The sequence below is a fragment of the Cryobacterium sp. MDB2-A-1 genome (assembly GCF_004402675.1).
GTDB lineage: Bacteria > Actinomycetota > Actinomycetes > Actinomycetales > Microbacteriaceae > Cryobacterium > Cryobacterium glucosi.
The window spans coordinates 41,730-59,580 of sequence record NZ_SOFK01000030.1; the positions used below are offsets into that span (position 1 = coordinate 41,730).

The window sequence follows — 17,851 nt, forward strand, 5'->3', positions numbered from 1 at the left end:
GATTAGTAGAGTGCTGCTTTTCCGGCCGCATTGAACAGGTCGATCTTCTGCGCCGCGGTGATCTTCATGGCGGCGACGCACGGCGGCTGGATCGTGTTCGGCTCCCGCACACCCGGGTCGGCAAGAACCTCCCGCATCTTGGAGTGGTACGACGATTTGATGTCGCTCGAGATATTGATCTTATTGATTCCCAGCCGCACGGCCTCCCCGATTTCCTGGTCCGGGTTGTTGGATCCGCCATGAAGGACCAGGGGGATGCCGACCTTGCCGGTGATCTCGCGGAGCAGGTCCAGCCTGAGCTCTGGCTTCATGCCTGCGGGATAGATGCCGTGGCTCGTGCCGATGGCAATGGCCAGGCTGTCCACGCCGGTGGATGCGATGAACTTCACCGCGTCGTCGGGATCGGTGAAGATGATGGTCGCCGTGCCGTCTTCGGCCTCGCTGTCCGTCTTGCCGATCGTGCCGAGCTCACCCTCGACCGAGATGCCCACGGCGTGCGCGGCATCGACGACCCGCTTCGTGATCGCCACGTTGTCGGCGAACGGGAGCAGCGATCCGTCGATCATGACGGATGTGAAGCCGCTCTGGATGGCCACGAGCACCTGCTCGTAGGTCGCCCCGTGGTCCAGGTGGATGGTGACGGGTACGGTCGAGCGGTGAGCGCGCGCAATGATCGCGGGAAGCATGTCGACGCCGATGTGGCTCAGTTCGTCCGGGTGGATCGCAATGATCAGCGGGGAATTCTTCTCCTCGCTGATCTCGAAGAGGCCGTTCATCATCGCGTAGTCGCTGACGTTGAACGCCGGGACAGCGAAGTCGTTCGCATTCGCGACGGCCAGAAGGTCGATTCCATTCATTAACATGCGGTGGTTCTCCTTGGTTGGGGTGAGACGAGAGGGAAAAGGCAGACGCGGCTAGTTCTTGACCGCTCCTGCAGTCATGCCGCCGATGAAGAAGCGTTGGAAGAAGAGGAAGAGGAGCAGGACCGGGATGCACCCGAGGATGCTCATCGCCATCATCTGGTTCCACTCGTAGGAGTTCTGGCCCATGAGCAACTGGATGCCGATGGGCACGGTACGCATGTCCTGGGTGCGAGTCAGGGTCAGCGCGAAGAGGAACTCGTTCCACGAGATCATGAAGGTGTAGATACCCACCGAGACGATGCCCGGGATGGATATCGGCACGAGGATGCGCCAGAGCGCTCCCATCGCACTCGCCCCATCGACCCGGGCTGCCTCGTCCAGTTCCTTGGGCAGGGTGTTGAAGTAGCCGGTCATCATGATGATCGCGTAGGGCAGCGTGAACACCATGTAGGTGAGGATCAGGCCCAGGTAGGTGTTGTACAGGCCCAGAGTCACCATCAATCCGAAGTACGGAATGAGGAGTGTGATGGGCGGGACGCCCTGCACGCTCACGATGATCATGTTCAGGGGTTTCTTGAAGCGGAACTCGAACCGGCTGAAGGCATACGCCGCCAGGATGGCGATGAGGAGCGTGAGCACCGTCACGGACAGGGACACCACGTAACTGTTGATGAAGAACCGCACCTTGGTGGGGTCGGTCAGGATCGACGTGTACGCATCCCAGGAGAAGTTGTCCGTGATCAGTTTCGGCGGCGAGGCGAAGATCTCGGTATTCGACTTGAACGAGCTCGACGCCATCCATACCACCGGGAATCCGGCGAACACGGCGCCGATCAGCAGGCCGATGAACAGCCCGGCCTTCTTCACCAGGCGAACGCGTCTTTGGGTCGCAGCCATATCACTCCCGCGCTTTCTGGTATCGGGCATAGACGTATGCGAGGACTGTCGACACGACCAGGAGCAGGACGGCACTCGCGGAGGCCTGGGAGAACTCGTAGTTGCTGAAGGCCAGCTTGTACGTGAATGTGCTCAGCATCTCCGTTGCGTTGATGGGCCCGCCGCCGGTGGTCATCCAGATCAGCGCGAACTGCTGCGACGTCCAGATGACGTCGAGCAGGGACATGCTGATGATGATGGGTTTGAGCTGGGGCAGGGTCATGTGCCAGAACTGCTGGAGCGCTGAAGCCCCGTCCACCTTTGCTGCTTCATAGAGGTCCGTCGGAATTCCCTGCAGGCCGGCCAGGAGGCTGACCATGTAGAACGGGTACCCGGCCCAGATGTTGATGAACGTGACGGCCAGAAGCGCCGTTCCCGGTGTCGACAGCCACTCGATGCCGGTGGGAGTGATCCCGAGGCCGACCAGAACATAGTTGATAACGCCGTTCGGGTTGAGCAGGAGCCGCCAGAGGATGGCGATGATGGCGACCGTGAACAGCCAGGGCAGCACGTAGATCACCCGGAAGAGCCCGGTGGTGAGATTGCTGAGCAGTTTCGTATTGAGCATCATCGCGAACAACAGGCCGAGCACGAGGTGTGCGATCACGCTGACGATGGTGAAGATCGCCGTATTGAGTACGGCAGTCGGCAAGACGCCGTTGGTGAGGACCTTGACGTAGTTGTCCAGCCCGACGAACTCCGGATGCTTGTTGGTGATGACGTTGTCCATGACGGAGTAGCCCATGACCATGGCGATCGGGATGAACATGAGGATGAAGAGCAGGGCCGCCGTCGGGGAGATGAATCCGTACGGCGTGAGCCTGCCGGTCAGCGACTTTGCCGCGGTAGTCCGCTCAGCACCTGTGGTGCGTGTTGTTCTCAAGACGTGATCCCTCCTTGAGTTTGGGTGGCCGCGTCAGGCACGAGTCCTGACGCGGCCACGCGAGGCTGAGTTGTCTCCGACTGGCTAGAACTTCGCGGTCCAGGCCCCCTGGGCTTTGGTCAGCATGTCGTCGACAGACTGGGTTCCGGTCAGCGCGCCCTGGAACTGCTCGTCAAAGTCACGCATCAGCTGTTCCGCGACCGGGAGGCCGACGAACTCGTTGACGGGTGTGCCGCTCTTGTAGATGTCGAATGCCGTCTTGAAGAGCGGGTCGGTTCCGGTGAAGTCCGGAGTGGAGCTGGTGTTCCCGGGGAAGGCGTGGGCGAGAGTGGACAGGGTGGAGTTGGTCTTCTCACTCATCAGGAACTGCACGAGCTTCCAGGCCTCCGCCTTGTGCTTTCCGGTGTCGGAGACACCGATGCCCCACGACGCGTATGGGATGCCGCGCTTGCCGGTGAAACCGTCCGCCGCGGGAATGGCGGAAATGCTGAACTTGAGGTTCGGGTTCTTTTCCCGGATGCTCGTGACGTGCGACAGGGAGTCGATCATCATGCCGACCCGGCCGTTGGTGAATTCCTCCACCTTGTCCTGTTCCGTCATGGTGAGGGAACCGGGGGCGATGACGCCCTTGTCCCAGAGGTCCTTCACGTAATTGGTCGCGCTCTTCACCGCGGCGTTCGTGAGGTCCGGGGCTCCGTTCTTGAGCATGCTGCCACCGGATGCCCACGCCCAGGACATGACGTCATTCTGGATTCCGTTCGGCGCCTGGAGGGAAAGCGGGAGGACCCAACCCTTGGCGTCCCCGGTCTTGGTGACAGCTTCGGCCGCCGCGGTGAACTCGGTGCGGTTGGTGGGCGGTGCCGTGACGCCGGCCTTGGCCAACAGATCGTCGTTGGTGAACATGGGATAGACGAAGTTGAGCACCGGGATCATGAAGGTCGAGTCCTTGATCTTGACCTGGCTGGCCAGCTGGCTCTCGTCGTACCCGGCGTCCTTCATCAGCTGGGAGAGGTCGGCGAGCGCGCCCTGCTTGGCGAAGTCGCTCACCCAGGCCCCGTCAAGTCCCACAACGTCGGACATGACTCCCGAGGCCGCGCCGGCAACCGTCTGGTCCTTGGTTGCCGCGTACGGCGCGCTGAGCAGCTTGACCGTAATGTTCGGGTTCTCCGTCTGAAATTCGTCCATCAGGGTGCGCAGTGCACCAGCGGGCAGTTCCGGCTCCCACCACTGGGAAAACTCCAGCGTGACCTTCTCGTTCGGATCCGCAGTCGCGGTGACCGAACTACTGGTGCTGCACCCGGTGATGAGGGTGACGGCCATTCCTGCGACGACAAGAGGGACGACAGCCCTCCGGACCATAGCGCCTTTGCTATTCATGGTTCTCCATTCCAAGTTTTGCTGTGTTCTGCTGTTGTATGCGCTTTTCTGCGCCTTGTTGCATGATAGTAGCGGAGTGAATTGCCGATCGTCAAGCATACAAAAGCACCAATTTGTACGCGCCAACACTCTGATTTCGCCGGATTCACCGGTCGAGCCGACCAAGTGGGAGTCACTCATGCATGCAGGGTCATGCGTGAAACTCCGGAATTGGCCCGATGAAATCGACAAAGCACGGAACGAAAATGCAAGAAAATGCTAATATCAGGCATGTCCCCTTCCCCGACCCCGCGTTCGAACCGGCCCGATCAGGCCGCCCGCCTGCCCGCGGGACGCAAGGCCGATCTCGCCCTGTACGTGTCAGAAGCAGGTCAGGTCACGGTCGGGGCTCTCGCGGAGCACTTCGGAGTCTCGGCCGACACCATCCGAAGGGACCTCGACCAGCTCGATGCCGACGGGGTACTGGTCAGGACCCACGGCGGAGCGGTCAGCCAATCGGTCATGGAAACGACGGAGAAGAAACTTGACCTCCGGTTGCGGTTGCAGACATCCGCGAAGGACAAGATCGGCGCCCTGGCGGCCGGACTCGTGCAGGACGGCTCCGTCATCATGATCAACGCCGGCACGACGACGCTGGCAGCGGTGCGCCACCTGGACAAGCACCGCAACCTGACGGTGGCCACCAACAACCTCCGTATTCCGATCGAGATGCCACCGGATGTCTGTCGTGACCTCTATGTCTTCGGCGGCGCCGTGCGCCTCAGCGGCCAGTCGACCATCGGACCCGTCGGGTTTCAGTTCGCGGGTAGCGGGAATGACCTCGATGTGCGCTGCGACCTGGCCCTGATTTCAGTGGGGGCCGTCTCCGCCGATGGCGGATACTCGACGAGCAACCTCGCCGAGGCGGTCATGATGAGCGAGATGGTCGCCCGGGCTTCGCGCGTCGCGATCCTCGCGGACTCAACGAAATTCGGGCGTCAGCTTTTCGCCCAGGTCGCCGAGCTGGGCCGGGCTGACTACTTCATCACGGACCAGGCCCCGCCGCCCGACCTGGCCAAGGCCTTCCGGAAGAGCAATGTGGAAGTGCTGACTCCGCCGCCCGGCTCACCGGACAAGCCCGACCTGCGACAGGCCCCCTGAGGCTCGTCTCTCGTTCGGCGGACCGGCCCGACAGGCCCGACAGGCCGTAGCGTGCCCGCCTGCTAGCCGAGCAGGGCGCGGAGCCCGACGAGCGCGGTGAGCTGGTGCTCATAGATCGGCGCGTTCCCCGCGGACACGTCATCGCCGCGGCCGACGTGGAACGGGTTGATGCGCACGATCGGGACGTCGTACCGGGAGTGCAGGTCCCAGGTCAGGTTGCGCAGGTTCATCACGGTGAGGCCGACCCCGATCTCGAGGATGACCGTGCTGCCGGGGTCCTCCGCTGCGAGGGGGCGCTGGTAGTCGAGGAAGTCGTCCTCCTGGAGTTCGTTCGCGGCGTTGTTGAACCAGTAGTCGTCGAAGAAGAGCACGTTCGGCCGGGCCAGGCTCCCGCAGGTGGGACAGGAGGTGGTGGCAAGCGTCGGGTCGACGGTCGGGAAGACGCCGTGCGCCTCCGGTTCGGCCAGGCACTGGGAGCGATCGTAGGCGCCGTGGATCTCGAGGAGCTTCTCGGCAGGGAAGCCGTGGTCGGTGAATGCGGTATCGACGTTGGAGGTGAGCACGAAGGAGTCCTTCGCGGCGGCATCCAGCCAGTCCTGGAGCACGAAGTACGGGTCGGCGGGCCGGGAGGGTTTCTCCGATTCGCGCATCTCCCGCCAGGTCTCGCGGAAGAACGCGGCCTGCTGGTCGGGTTCCTCGAGCCAGAGCGGCGCGCAGGAATGCTCGAGGTTGGTGTGGCCGTAGTGCGAGACGGTGTCACCGTATGCCGCGTTGTCCCCGGTCCAGTAGACGGGCGTCCCGATGTCGGCGCTCATCCCGGCACCGGCGATCACGATGACGCGCTGCGCCCGCGCGAGCAGTGCGCGACTCGGGGCGAGCGGGGTGTGCAGAACGGATGCTGCCGGTTGGGCGGACGGGACGGGCACGGAGTATCTCCAGCTGCGGCCCGATTCGACGGCCGCCCTTCCATTGTGCGCCTCAGGACAGCGGCCGGATGAGTGCCGGGTCCTGCCGTTCGGCGTCGGGCACCCGTACGCTGTTCACCCGCCGGGACACCGGGTAGCTCTCGATCTGGGCTGCAACTGCGATCGACGTTCGGTCGAGCAGGTCGAGCAGGTGATTCGGGTCGGTGAGCTTCCCCGGTCTGAGCCACTCGTCCCACACATTCCGTTCGAGGAATGCGGGCATCCGGTCGTGGATCTCGCCCGAAGCGTCGCGGGCCTCCCTCGTGATGATCGTCATGCTGTGGGACCAGGAGTCGTCACTCTCCTTGCGCGCCGCGTAGAGTCCGGCCGCGGCGAGGAGCCCGTCGCCGTGGATGAAGTGCGGCTGCTTGCCGTCTGGGAGGTCCTCCCACTCGTAGTAGCCCGTCATCGGGACGATGCACCGGCGCGAATCGAAGGCCGTGCGGAACATCCCGTTGGTGGCAACGGTCTCGAGGCGTGCGTTGATCGGCGCGGGTCGTTTGCCGCCGGTCGACCAGGCCGGCGTGAGCCCCCAGGTCGCCGTGTCCACCTCGCGGGTGATCGTTCCGTCGTGTTCCCACTCGCGCACCACGGGAACCCGATCGGTCGGCGCGATGTTGTACGACGGCCGCCAGTCCCGAAAGTCGCCGCCGGTCGCGACGAACTCCTGGATCAGATCGTCGGTGTCCTTGTCCATCGCGAAGCGTCCGCACATGTGCTCAGGGTATTCCGGCAGGTGCGTCCTAACAATCGCGCCGCTAGGCTGTGCGAATCCGGCAATCGCATCTCTGGAGGAGTCGCCATGGGTCTCTTTTCGCCCGGTTTCATGGGCCGTCGCCGCGAACCCGTCCCCGGGCTGCCGCCGGGACAGCACCTCGTCACGGACTTCCCGGTACTCTCGATCGGACCCACCCCGCGGGTGCCCACCGAGGAGTGGCTCTTCAGCATCACGAGCGAGTCCGGGCTGATGACCACCTGGACCTGGGACGAGTTCCAGGCGCTGCCGCAGGAAGACGTGACCGTCGACATCCACTGTGTGACGAGCTGGTCGAAGTTCGGCACCGGCTGGCGCGGCGTCTCCCTCGACACGCTGCTCGAGGGCGTCGACACCGGGGCCGGGTTCGCGATGGCCCGCAGTTACGGCGGGTACACGACCAATGTGCCGCTCGACGAGCTGCGCGGCGGCAAGGCCTGGGTGGCGCACCAGTTCGACGGCGCCCCGCTGGCGCCGGAGCACGGCGGCCCTGCCCGGCTGCTCGTGCCCGCGCTGTACTTCTGGAAGAGCGCGAAGTGGGTGCGGAGCATTGAGCTGTCGACCCGCAACGATCCCGGTTTCTGGGAGCAGAACGGGTACCACATGCACGGCGACCCCTGGCGTGAAGAACGGTACTGGTGAGCGACGTCCCGGCGAGCGCCGCCCGTTCCACGTGGAACGCATCGGACTGGCACGACGCCCTGGTCGTCGAGGCCTACGCCGAAACCCCGACGGCCCGCACGATCCGGATGCGGCTGCCCGCCTCAGCCGCCCTGCCCCAGCTGCCCGAGCTCGTCGCGGGCCAGCACATCGACGTTCGCCTGACCGCACCGGACGGCTACACCGCCGTGCGCTCGTACTCGCTCGCCTCGGCCGCACCGGGTGGGGTTCTCGAGATCACCGTTGAGGAACTCGACGATGGCGAGGTCTCGCCGTATCTCGTGCGCGGCCTCGATGTCGGCGACCGGCTCGAGATCCGCGGACCGATCGGCGGCTGGTTCGTCTGGCGGGAGGAGGAACCCGCGCCGGTGCAGCTCATCGCCGGCGGCTCCGGCGTCGTTCCGCTGATGGCCATGATCCGCGCCCATGAGGCGGCCGCGCACCCGGCTCCGTTCCGCCTGCTCTACTCGGTGCGCTCACCGGAGATGGCGTACTACCGCGCCGAACTCGAGGAGCTCGCCCGGGTCTCCCCGCGCTTCGACCTCGACTGGGTGTACACCCGGCGTGCCCCGAGCGGATGGCCCCACGCACCCGGCCGCCTTGACGTCACCGGCCTCGCGGCGAGCGTTCAGACCCTCGGCACCAGCGCGCTCACGTTCGTGTGCGGCGCGACCCCCTTTGTCGAGTTCGTGGCGGACGCCCTCGTGCGGGCTGGCCGGGATCCCGCCCGGATCCGGACCGAGCGGTACGGCGGCGCGGACGGCGCCTGACGTTTCCGCGCCCCCGCGCCCCTGCGCACGCGCTAAGTCGGAGATTTTCGCGACACGCCGCATCCGCCGACCGGCCCAGCGGCGTTTCGCGAGAATCTCCGACTAAGCCGGCTCAGCCGACGGCGCTCGAGACGAACAGCACAGCCTCGCTCGCGACGAGGTCGTCGAGCTCGAGCACCCGGTCGAGGTCGTGCCCGGCCGCGAGCGCCGCGGCGTGCTGCTCGGGCGTCTGGGGCGCGAGGCGCCCCTGCATGAATCCGCCGAGTGCCCGCACGGCGCAGGCCGCGATGATGCCCTCGGGTGTCCCACCGATGCCGACGACGACGTCGACGTCGGTTCCTGAGGTCGCGGCCGCGACGGCGGCGACGATATCGCCCTCTCCGACGAGCCGGAGCTCGGCGCCGGTCGCGAGGATCTCGGCGATGAGCACCGCGTGACGGGGCTTGTCGAGCACGACGACGACGAGGTCGCTCACGGCGACCCCGGTGACGGCGGCGAGCCTGGCGAGGTTCTCGGCGATCGGGCGGCGGATGTCGACGACCCCGTGGCCGGCCGCGCCGCAGATGAGCTTGTCCATGTAGAAGACGTCGACGGGATCGAACATCGTGCCGCGGGGGGCGAGCGCGATCACGCAGATCGAGCCGGGGAGACCGGAGGCCGCGAGGCGGGTGCCGTCGAGCGGGTCGACGGCGACGTCGCAGAGCGGGGCGCCGCCCTGGCCGAGCGCCTCGCCGTTGGCCAGCATCGGGGCCGCATCCTTTTCGCCCTCGCCGATGACGACGGTGCCCTCGAACGGAGCATCGGCGAGCACGTCCCGCATGGCCGTGACGGCGGCGTCGTCGATGGCGATCTTGTCGCCCCGGCCGAGCCAGGGCAGGCAGGCCGCCGCGGCGGCATCCGTCGCCTCACGCACGCGGGCGACGAGGGCGGCGGGATAGGAGTGCGCGCCGAGCACGACGGCGCCGGAACCGGAGCCACGGGGGATGCCCGTCGGCTCGATTTCCGGCTCGGCGGAGGGACGGACGGGGACGGGTGTACCGGAGACTGGAATGGCGTCAGCCTAACTCTTCCGTGTTACGAACGCGGGTCACGAGCTCGCCAGCGCCCTGCCGTCGGCGTCGAGGTAGTCTCGCCAGGACCGCTTCGGCGCCCAGCCGAGCAGGCGCTGCGCCTTCGCGCTCGAGATGCCCGAGGCATCCGGGCGGGAGAGGGGCCGCAGCGGGATCGTGTCGCCATAGTGCTCGTGCAGGATCGCGGCGAAGTCGCGCCCGCCTGCAGTGTCCGGCGCGGCGATGTAGAACACCTCATGGCCGGGCAGCTCCGATTCGGCGGCGAGCACGATGGCGTCCGCGAGGTCGTATGCATCGGTGTAGCTCCACAGGTTGCCGCTGGCCAACGCGGCGTCGCGCACGAGCGGCCCGAGGTTCTGCTCGTAGTTGTCCTCGTTCTGCACCCAGCTCGGCCGCAGGGAGATGCACCGGATGTCCGAACGTGCGACGGCGGCATCCATCAGCTGCTCCCCGAAGAGTTTGGTGAGCGCGTACGGGTCCTGCGGGTGCGCCGGGTGGTCCTCGTCGACGGGCGCGTACTCAGGCAGGAAGCCGCGCTCGGCGAACAGGAATCCCGGCACCGTCTCGCTCGAGATGTTCACGAAGCGCGGCACGCCGAAGCGGACGGCGGCCTCGAGAACGTTGAAGGTCGCCATCAGGTTGGTGCGGAACACGACGTGGGCGGGATTCGCGGTCGGGTCCGGGATCGCGGCGGTGTGCACGACAGCGTCGGCTCCGCGGATCACGGCGAAGGCCTCACCGGCATCCGTCAGGTCGGCCATCTGGTAGCGCGCCGCGCCCTCCACCGCCCGCTCGAAGACCGGGCGGGCGAGGTCGACCCCCGTCACGTCGTGGCCGGCTGCGAGCAGCGCCTGGACGGCGGCCCGACCGACTTTTCCGTTGGCACCGGTGACGACAACCTTCATGAGCGCTCCCTTGCTGAACGTGGTGAAAGCCTCACGCTACCGCGCCGGGGCCTGCCGGCTCCGCTCAGACGCCAATGTCGCGCTGGCGCAGCACGAGTGCCGTCACCGCCGCGACGAGCAGGGAACCGCCGTAGAACGCGAGGAGCGCAAGCGGCGGGGCCCCGTTCGTCATCGGGTAGTTTCCGAACGCCCAGTAGTAGGGCGAGAGCCCGTGCAACCACTCGAGGTCGGCGCTCTGGTTGCCGAGGGCGTTGAAGACGTAGCCGACGACCGCGACGAACGCTCCGGCACCGATGCCCCACACCTTGCGGCCCGTGAGCGCGCCGCCGAGCATCGCCACACTGCCGCAGAGCAGCACGAGGCCCGCGAAAAGCAGGCAGGTCTGGGCCAGGTACCCGACGTCGATGCCGAGCTGGCTCGGGCCGTTGAGGAGCGCGATGAGCACGAACATCAGGGCGGTGATCAACAGGACCTTCAGCACGAGCGCCGCGAACCGCTCCACGACCACCTGCACCCGGGTGACGCCGTGGGCGAGGGTCAGCTCGAGCTGGCCGGATTCCTCGTCGCCGCCGAGCATGGCCGCGCCCCAGCCGATCGAGGCGATGCTCATCAGCAGGAACCCGATCAGGCCGAAGACCGTCGCCTGGGTGTAGCCGGCCCCGGTGCTGATCTGGTCGTAATTGAGGGTACGGATCAGGGCCCGCGGCAGCGAGTCGATGAGCTTCTGCATCTCGGACGTGCCGATCATGCTCGGGTAGAGCGGCAGGTAGAGGAAGATCGCCGCCGCGATGCCGATTCCCCAGCCGAGCAGGGCTCGCCGGCCGTCTGCGAATGCCTTGCCGAAGATCGGCAGGGGCGCACGGCGGACATCCGTCTCCGTGGACGCGGTCATTTCGGTTCCTTCCTTTCCGCTCGGGACCCGCGGGCGGTTCGGGTCGCCCGGGAGGCCCTGTGCGACTCTGCAGAATCCTCCGGCGCGGTGTAGAGCGCGAGCACGGATTCCTCGAGGTCGGGTTCCTCGAGAACGAGATCCGTGAGGTCGAGCGTGGAGACGGCCTGGATGAAGGGCTGGATCGCACCCTCGAGGGTTGCGGTCGCCTCGGTGGCTGCGGCCCCAGCGGGGCTGGTGACGGCCATGCAGACGAGCCCGGCCATGCCGTCGAGCCGGCCCAGCCGCTCGGAGAGGTCGGCGGGGCGGATGCCGGTGGCCGTCATCCGCAAGTGACGCACGGCCGTTTGGCGCAGTGCCTCGACACTCGCGACGGTGATGATGCGCCCGTCCCGGAGGATCGCGACCTCGTCGGCGGCCTGCTGGATCTCGCTGATCACATGCGAGGACAGGAATACGGTCTGGCCGGCGTCGCGGGCCTCCTTGACGAGCAGCAGGAACTCCTGCTGCATCAGGGGGTCGAGCCCGCTCGTCGGTTCGTCGAGCACGAGGAGTTCCGGCTCGTGCATGAACGCCTGCACGATGCCGAGCTTCTGCTTGTTGCCGCGGGAGAGCTTGCGCACCGGCTGTGCGAGGTCGAGATGGAACCGTTCGGCGAGTTCTTCGATGTGCCCGGTGCGGACGGGACCGGAGATGTCGGCGTAGTGCTGCACGAGCTTTCGTCCGGTGATGCGGCCCTCGAGGATGAGTTCTCCGGGCAGGAAGCCGATCCGCCGGCGCAACTCGGGGCCGGCGTTGCGCGAGTCGGTGCCGAGAACGGTCGCGTGCCCGGAGCTCGGCCGGATGATGTCGAGCAGGGCGCGCATGGTCGTGGTCTTGCCCGCTCCGTTGGGGCCGATCACGCCGAAGACGCTGCCGCGGGGAACCGTGAAGGTCACACCATGGAGGGCCTGGGTGCTGCCGAAGCGCTTGGTGATCTCGACGGCCTGGATCGCGGCATCCGTGGGCGGGGACGACGCCCCGGGATGTGGCCAGCTCGCTGTTTCGACGTGACTCATCGGGTGTCCTCTCGACTGGGGTATTCCTGGGCCGGCATGGGCTCTGCCGGGGGTGCCGCAGCGGGCTCCGGCGTTGCCGCGAGCGCCTTCCGGGTGACGTTCAGCACGGTCTCGTCGGTGTAGAGCCCGTGGGTGTACAGCTCGACCGACGGCAGCGCGAGCCGCCGCATCGTCTCCTGGCCGAGACCCAGGCCCTCGAAGCCGAGCGACCGGGCGAGGTGTGCGCTCATCGTCATCATCGCCAGGCTCGTCGTCGCGATCAGGACCGCCACCGCGCGCGGGTCGGAGGAGGGGTTCATGGTTCCGTCCGCGATTCCGGCCCGGATGATCGCCTCGGTCTCGTCGACGATCGTGTCCACGAAGGTCCGGCCGGCCGCCGTCTCCTCCGCGATCGCCCGCGACAGGTAGGCGACGTCGACCTCGTATTCCGCGGGGTTCGCGAGGTATCCCTGGATCACGGCCTGGAGTCCCGCCGGGCTCGCCTTGTCGCGGGCCGCGGCCAGCATGGTGCCGATCACGAATTCATCGCACTCCCCGCGGAGGCGCTCCTTGCTGCCGAAGTGATGCACGACGAGGCTCGCGCTCACGCCGGCGGTGGCGGCGATCGCCCGCAGGCTCGATTTGCGGAAGCCGTCCTGAGCGAAATGAACGATCGCGGCATCCCGGATCAAGGCGCGCGCCGTGAGGTCCTCCGGTGGAGAGGGACGAGCTGTACGCATGTTCAACATGCTAAACACTTGTTCAGTGCGGGTCAAGGCCCTCGGTGCGTGACATGCCGGAGCCCGGGTGCTCGCCCTGCAGCCTGCAGGGCGAGCATCCGGGCTCCGGGACTTCCCTGTTGACGATCAGCCGACGGTGCTGCTGAGCGTTCCGATCCCCTCGAGAGTGATGTCGACGCGATCACCGGGATGAACGGCGACAAAGGTGTTCGGAGCACCGGTCATGATCACATCCCCGGGTTCCAGGGTGAGCCAGCGCGTCACGTATGCGAGTGTCGCGGCAACACTCGACGGGAGGTTGAACGACCCGGACCGGGCGCGCACCTCACCGTTGATCGCGACCTCTGTGCTCACGTTCTCGGGGTCGGCCACCTCGGTCTCGATCCAGGGGCCGAGCGGTGTGTAGTTGACTCCACTTTTGCTCTGGAAGTTCTTTTCGTCGACGGGCACCTGATCGACGTTCGTCACGTCGTTCGCGACCGTGAATCCGAGAACGTAGTCGAAGGCGTTTTCTACAGTGAGCGCGGTAGCCGATCGCCCGATGACGACGGCAAGTTCTCCTTCGACGTTGACCGTTCCCACGCCACGCTGAGCCAGGATCTCGTCGCCAGGCCCCGCGACGGTGTGTGCCGATTTCTGCCAGGCCTGAATGGGCAGGACGTGGTTGTTGTTGGTGAGGTTATGAGCAATTCCGACGACGAGGCCGGGTTGCACCGGGGCAAGGAGCACGGCACCGTCCATGGGTGTCGAGTCCCCGGTGAAGATGATTTCCCGGGCGAAAGGATCGATGATGAAGTCCCAACGATCGTCCACGGCCACCGCAGAGCGGGGCCCTTCTGGAGTTTCGAGTCGTGCTATCCGCATGCTGTGCTTTCTGATTTGGTCGAATGAGGAGAGAAGCTGCGTCAGCTGCCGACACGTGCGAGGAATTCCTTGTGCGACACCATGTGTTCGGGACGTGTCTCAACCTGAACCGCGCTGTCGAACAGTGCGTCGTTGAGAAGCGTCAGGTCACGGCCGCGGGTCTCGGGTGTCACGAAAGTCGTTGCGAACGTGATCGCGGCGAGGATGAAGACATAGATGGCCAGCGGCCACCAGGCCCCACCGCTGGCGCCGATGAGGAAAGCACCGAGGACCGGCGCGATCCCGCCGGCAAGGATGGCACTGAATTCCCGTGACGTCGCAACACCGAGATACCGGTGTTGGTTGCCGAACATTTCAGGAAGGAGCGCGCACTGCGCGCCGAGCATGGTGTTGACTCCGAGGCCGATTGCAACGGCGATCACGATGATGACGATTACAGGGTTTCCGAGCGACAGCAGCCACCAGCCGGGGAAGGCAAGCACCAGAAGGACCGCCGCGCCGAACCGGTAGACGGGGACCCGTCCGAAGCGATCAGAGAGGTGACCGGCGAACGGAACCGTCACCATCCCGACCAACGATCCAACCGCGACGGCGAGCGGGCCGATCCACGTGCCGACTCCAACGGTTGTGACCACGAAACTCACGGCGAGAGTGCTGAAGATATAGGAGCCCCCGTTCTCCGCCATCCGCAGGCCGATTCCACGCAGAACCGAGGGGAATGAGCCGCGGAAAACCTCGCGGAGGGGACTCTCGGCAACCTGATCCTGCTTTTCGAGAGTGATGAATGTCGGGCTTTCCCGCAGGCGCATCCGGATGAAGACGGCGACACCGATGAGCAGGATGGAGGCGAGGAAGGGAATGCGCCACACTCCCGCGAGCAGGACCTCCGTGGGGAGGGTGCCGAGGTAGACGAACACTCCCGCGGCAAGCAAGGTTCCTGCCTGAATCCCAATGAAGGGGAGGGCCGCGAAGAAGCCGCGTCGGCGAACGGGTGCGTATTCGGCCATAAGGACCGTCGCGCCCGCCTGTTCGGCGCCAGCACCGAAGCCCTGCAAGAGCCGGAGCAAAACCAGGAGAGCCGGGGCCCACAGGCCGGCCTGCTCATAGGTAGGCAAGACGCCGACGAGAGTGGATGCGCCACCCATGATGGCGATCGTCGTGAGTAGAACCCATTTACGACCGAGCTTGTCGCCGATCGTGCCGAAGAAAAGCCCCCCGAGTGGACGTGCGGCGAAGGCCACCCCAAAGGTGGCGAAGCTCGCGACCAGGGCAACGGCAGGTGTGAGGTTGGAGAAGAATACCTTGCTGAAAATCAGGGCCGACGCGAGCCCGTACAGGGCGAAGTCGTAATATTCCAGCGCACTGCCCACGCTTGATGCCAAAGTGGCCCGACGAAGATTCGCCGCGTAATCCGGATCCGAGGCCCCACTGGAACCGCCCGGTTGATTCTCACTGCTCACGATGTCTCACCCTCCATTGGATGACCCCTGAGTCGAATGAATTACTCGGAATTCACCCAAGTCGAGGCGTCGATGCGGGCGTCTGTGCCCGTAGGAATGATGCTACACCCGGCTGAACAGAGTTCGGCATTCTGAACGATTATTTTTCGACAGGAACAATCGTCGGTCGCGTCAGCTCCGCTGCCGCCATCCGAAGAGCCGCCAGGACGCGCGCCCGCTCCTCCGGCGAATCATTCGGGTGCACCAGCGACGCACCGATTCCGAACGATGGTTCTCCGCTTCGCGTCGAAGGGACGAGGACTGCCAAACCGACCACGCTCAAGTGGATCTCACCCTCATCGATGGCATATCCGCGCTCCCGCGTCATCTTCAACTTCCGCTGCAACGTCTCCAGGTCCTTCGTTGAACGATCAGTGAAAGTCACGAGTCGATTGGGGTCCGCGTACAGCGCTTCAACCTCGTCCGGTGGTAGTTCCGCGAGGAGTACCGTACCCACCGCGGTCGCTGACGACGGGTAGCGATCTCCGACGCCCGCAGACAACGGGAACCGCTCCCTCCCTTCGTACGCCGCCAGATAGAGGACCCTGGCTCCGTCCAACATTGCAATCTGCACAAGTTGTGTGGTGAGCACCTCCGACTCCTCGCAGATCCGGTAGAACTCCCGAATCTGGTCGAACCCTGCGAGGTAAGCGCTTCCGAGCTCGACCGCGCGTCTGCCCAGTAGATATCCTCCACCGCTCCGCCGGATGAGCCCGCCCTCTTCGAGCGACGCACACAGATTGGACGTCGACGACTTGGCTATACCCAACTCTCGCGCGATATCGCTCAAGGAACGGGCGCGGCCGGGCGAGAGTGCGAGCAGATCGAGGATCCTGACCGCCTTCAAGACTGCCGGCGCCTGAGCACCCTTTTCAACCTCGATGACGCTCATTCCGCTTCCTCCTTGGCGCCGCGCTGCGCCGCATGGCGGCAGCCGAAACACACCCCGATGGTACCAGTCGCCCACTTTCACGGGGCGACCACCATCCACAGTGGTGAATGCGGTTCTGTATGCTGTTCAAATGTCAACGTTGCCCCCCGCCGAATCAGGTCCTGTATCCGTGGGAATGATCGGGCTGGGAAACATGGGGTTGCCCATGGCCCTGAACCTGCTCCGCGCCAGCGGACCGGACAGGCACATCCGCAAAGTCACGGTCACGGGGCGATCACGAGAACGTTCTGCGGCGCTACTGGCAGCCGGAGCGGCATGGGCAGGCACGCCGCGCGAACTCGCGGAGCAGTCGGACGTCCTCATCCTCATGGTTCCCGATTTGCCTCAGGTGGAGGAAGTTCTTTTCGGGCCAGACGGCGTCGCCGAAGCGTCCACGGAGCTTGTCGTGGTCGTCTCGGCCACGGTCTCAGCTGCCGGACTGCGCACGGTCGACGCTCGACTCCGTCACGGTACGCACGGGCGAATGGTTCTTGTCGACGCCCCCGTCAGCGGCGGCACCGAAGGCGCGGAAGCAGGAACACTCTCGATCATGGTCGGCGGCGACGTCGAACCCGTCGCACGCGTCCTGCCGGTCCTCAGCGCCTGTGGGTCCCCATTGAGACTGGGGCCACTTGGAGCCGGCGCCGTGGCCAAAGCCTGCAACCAGCTCATCGTCGCTGCGACAATGAGCGCGATCGCCGAAGCGAGCGTGATCGCCGAACGCTCAGGCCTTGACCTTGGCGCCCTGTTGGACCTTCTCCAGGGCGGCTATGCGGGCAGCCGCGTTCTGGAGACGAAGGGTCGACGGCTCGTCGAGCGCGACTACACGCCAACAGGGGCGGCCAAATTCATGGTCAAGGACCTGAGTTTCGCGGCAGCCGCTGCTGCAGATACCCGCACGGTGGCCCCGACCCTGGCCGCCGTGCGGGAATCCTTCCTACGGTTGACCGAAGCGGGCCTCGGAGACCAGGATCTCGCCGTCATCCACCGATACGTCGGCAGTCTTTGATTTCATTGGTCGAGGCTTCGGCAGCTACTGAGACACCGCCGGAACCCGCAGGGACGTGACCGCAGCGGCAACAATTTCGCTGACCCCTGCGGCGATGTCGACGACGGTTCCCTCCTCGGTGTCGCAGAGCGGCTCAAGAGTACGGAGTTGGGACTCCAAAAGCTCAGGCGGCATGAAATGTCCTCCGCGGTCGCGGAGGCGCGCCGCCAGTAATTCAGGAGTACCAGAAAGGTGCACGAAGTACGTTCCAGGCGCCTCGGCACGAATCGCGTCCCGATAGCTCCGTTTGAGCGCGGAGCATGCAATGACGAGCCCCTGGCCATCGGCTCGCGCGGCGGAAAGGGCGCCGCCGACGAGCGAGAGCCACGGCATCCGGTCCGCGTCGTCGAGGGGACGGCCTGCGGCCATTTTGGCGATATTGGCCGCGGGGTGGAGCACGTCGCTGTCGATGAACGACTCGCCGATGGCCCGCGAAAGCTGTTCACCGACTGTCGACTTGCCCGCACCGCACACTCCCATCACGACGACAAGCGGATGTTGGACGGAGTTGATCATGGCG

General features: G+C 65.6%; 19 protein-coding genes. 4 read left to right on the forward strand and 15 right to left on the reverse strand.

The annotated features are described in order from the left end of the window. Nucleotides 1-2: 2 nt before the first annotated feature. The 4 genes from E3O39_RS12050 to E3O39_RS12065 form a co-directional block, all read right to left on the reverse strand. Nucleotides 3-863, reverse strand: coding sequence for a ketose-bisphosphate aldolase (locus E3O39_RS12050; RefSeq protein ID WP_134448436.1), 861 nt, complete (start codon nt 861-863; stop codon nt 3-5). A 51-nt stretch (nt 864-914) separates the two neighbouring features. Continuing rightward, a complete protein-coding gene (locus E3O39_RS12055) occupies nt 915-1,760 on the reverse strand; it encodes a carbohydrate ABC transporter permease (RefSeq protein ID WP_134448438.1) in 846 nt (281 codons plus the stop codon). A gap of 1 nt (nt 1,761) precedes the next feature. After that, the gene (locus tag E3O39_RS12060; RefSeq protein ID WP_241985061.1) at nt 1,762-2,682 is read right to left on the reverse strand and encodes a carbohydrate ABC transporter permease; all 921 of its coding nucleotides are present in this window, start codon (nt 2,680-2,682) and stop codon (nt 1,762-1,764) included. 84 nt (nt 2,683-2,766) lie between these two features. Further along, nucleotides 2,767-4,059, reverse strand: a complete 1,293-nt coding sequence (locus E3O39_RS12065; protein ID WP_198413433.1) for a sugar ABC transporter substrate-binding protein — start codon at nt 4,057-4,059, stop codon at nt 2,767-2,769. A 270-nt stretch (nt 4,060-4,329) separates the two neighbouring features. Here E3O39_RS12065 and E3O39_RS12070 point away from each other — a divergent pair, with 270 nt between their 5' ends. Then, complete coding sequence (locus E3O39_RS12070) at nt 4,330-5,199, forward strand: DeoR/GlpR family DNA-binding transcription regulator (RefSeq protein WP_134448440.1); 870 nt, start codon at nt 4,330-4,332, stop codon at nt 5,197-5,199. Nucleotides 5,200-5,261: 62 nt separating this feature from the next. Here E3O39_RS12070 and E3O39_RS12075 read toward each other — a convergent pair whose 3' ends face one another. Both E3O39_RS12075 and E3O39_RS12080 read right to left on the reverse strand, forming a co-directional pair. Beyond that, on the reverse strand, nt 5,262-6,125 hold the full coding sequence (locus tag E3O39_RS12075) for a Sir2 family NAD-dependent protein deacetylase (RefSeq protein WP_134448442.1): 864 nt from the start codon (nt 6,123-6,125) through the stop codon (nt 5,262-5,264). Nucleotides 6,126-6,177: 52 nt separating this feature from the next. Further along, nucleotides 6,178-6,879 (reverse strand): SOS response-associated peptidase, encoded by a 702-nt coding sequence (locus E3O39_RS12080; RefSeq protein ID WP_134448444.1) that lies wholly within the window; start codon nt 6,877-6,879, stop codon nt 6,178-6,180. A gap of 87 nt (nt 6,880-6,966) precedes the next feature. Here E3O39_RS12080 and E3O39_RS12085 point away from each other — a divergent pair, with 87 nt between their 5' ends. Together E3O39_RS12085 and E3O39_RS12090 are read left to right on the forward strand one after the other, a co-directional pair. Beyond that, nucleotides 6,967-7,560 (forward strand): sulfite oxidase-like oxidoreductase, encoded by a 594-nt coding sequence (locus tag E3O39_RS12085; protein ID WP_134448446.1) that lies wholly within the window; start codon nt 6,967-6,969, stop codon nt 7,558-7,560. Further along, nucleotides 7,557-8,348 carry a ferredoxin reductase gene (locus E3O39_RS12090; RefSeq protein ID WP_241975196.1) on the forward strand — a complete coding sequence of 264 codons (792 nt, stop codon included), beginning with the start codon at nt 7,557-7,559 and terminating at the stop codon, nt 8,346-8,348. Before E3O39_RS12085 ends, E3O39_RS12090 begins: the two co-directional genes overlap by 4 nt. 112 nt (nt 8,349-8,460) lie before the next feature. Here the strand turns inward: E3O39_RS12090 and E3O39_RS12095 are convergent, their stop codons facing one another. The 8 genes from E3O39_RS12095 to E3O39_RS12130 all read right to left on the reverse strand — a co-directional run bounded on the left by E3O39_RS12095 (nt 8,461) and on the right by E3O39_RS12130 (nt 16,244). Further along, entirely contained in the window at nt 8,461-9,303 is an 843-nt protein-coding gene (locus tag E3O39_RS12095; protein WP_241975195.1) for a fructose-bisphosphatase class II family protein, read from the reverse strand. A gap of 132 nt (nt 9,304-9,435) precedes the next feature. Next, nucleotides 9,436-10,323 carry an NAD(P)-dependent oxidoreductase gene (locus tag E3O39_RS12100; protein WP_134448448.1) on the reverse strand — a complete coding sequence of 296 codons (888 nt, stop codon included), beginning with the start codon at nt 10,321-10,323 and terminating at the stop codon, nt 9,436-9,438. Nucleotides 10,324-10,387: 64 nt separating this feature from the next. Beyond that, nucleotides 10,388-11,215 carry an ABC transporter permease subunit gene (locus tag E3O39_RS12105; RefSeq protein WP_134448450.1) on the reverse strand — a complete coding sequence of 276 codons (828 nt, stop codon included), beginning with the start codon at nt 11,213-11,215 and terminating at the stop codon, nt 10,388-10,390. Then, nucleotides 11,212-12,270, reverse strand: a complete 1,059-nt coding sequence (locus tag E3O39_RS12110; RefSeq protein ID WP_134448452.1) for an ABC transporter ATP-binding protein — start codon at nt 12,268-12,270, stop codon at nt 11,212-11,214. The genes E3O39_RS12105 and E3O39_RS12110 overlap by 4 nt, the downstream gene beginning before the upstream one ends. Then, on the reverse strand, nt 12,267-12,989 hold the full coding sequence (locus E3O39_RS12115; protein ID WP_134448454.1) for a TetR family transcriptional regulator: 723 nt from the start codon (nt 12,987-12,989) through the stop codon (nt 12,267-12,269). Before E3O39_RS12115 ends, E3O39_RS12110 begins: the two co-directional genes overlap by 4 nt. A 126-nt stretch (nt 12,990-13,115) precedes the next feature. Next, nucleotides 13,116-13,853, reverse strand: a complete 738-nt coding sequence (locus E3O39_RS12120; RefSeq protein ID WP_134448456.1) for a fumarylacetoacetate hydrolase family protein — start codon at nt 13,851-13,853, stop codon at nt 13,116-13,118. A gap of 41 nt (nt 13,854-13,894) precedes the next feature. Beyond that, nucleotides 13,895-15,223: an MFS transporter gene (locus tag E3O39_RS12125; RefSeq protein ID WP_241975193.1), complete on the reverse strand. Its 1,329-nt coding sequence runs from the start codon at nt 15,221-15,223 to the stop codon at nt 13,895-13,897. A 229-nt stretch (nt 15,224-15,452) separates the two neighbouring features. After that, nucleotides 15,453-16,244 (reverse strand): IclR family transcriptional regulator, encoded by a 792-nt coding sequence (locus E3O39_RS12130; protein WP_134448460.1) that lies wholly within the window; start codon nt 16,242-16,244, stop codon nt 15,453-15,455. Between the two features lie 175 nt (nt 16,245-16,419). On the opposite strand from E3O39_RS12130, the gene E3O39_RS12135 reads away from it, so the two are divergent. After that, nucleotides 16,420-17,292: an NAD(P)-dependent oxidoreductase gene (locus tag E3O39_RS12135; RefSeq protein ID WP_347233245.1), complete on the forward strand. Its 873-nt coding sequence runs from the start codon at nt 16,420-16,422 to the stop codon at nt 17,290-17,292. Nucleotides 17,293-17,316: 24 nt separating this feature from the next. On the opposite strand, the gene E3O39_RS12140 is transcribed toward E3O39_RS12135, so the two are convergent. Next, on the reverse strand, nt 17,317-17,847 hold the full coding sequence (locus tag E3O39_RS12140; RefSeq protein ID WP_134448464.1) for a gluconokinase: 531 nt from the start codon (nt 17,845-17,847) through the stop codon (nt 17,317-17,319). Nucleotides 17,848-17,851 lie beyond the last annotated feature (4 nt).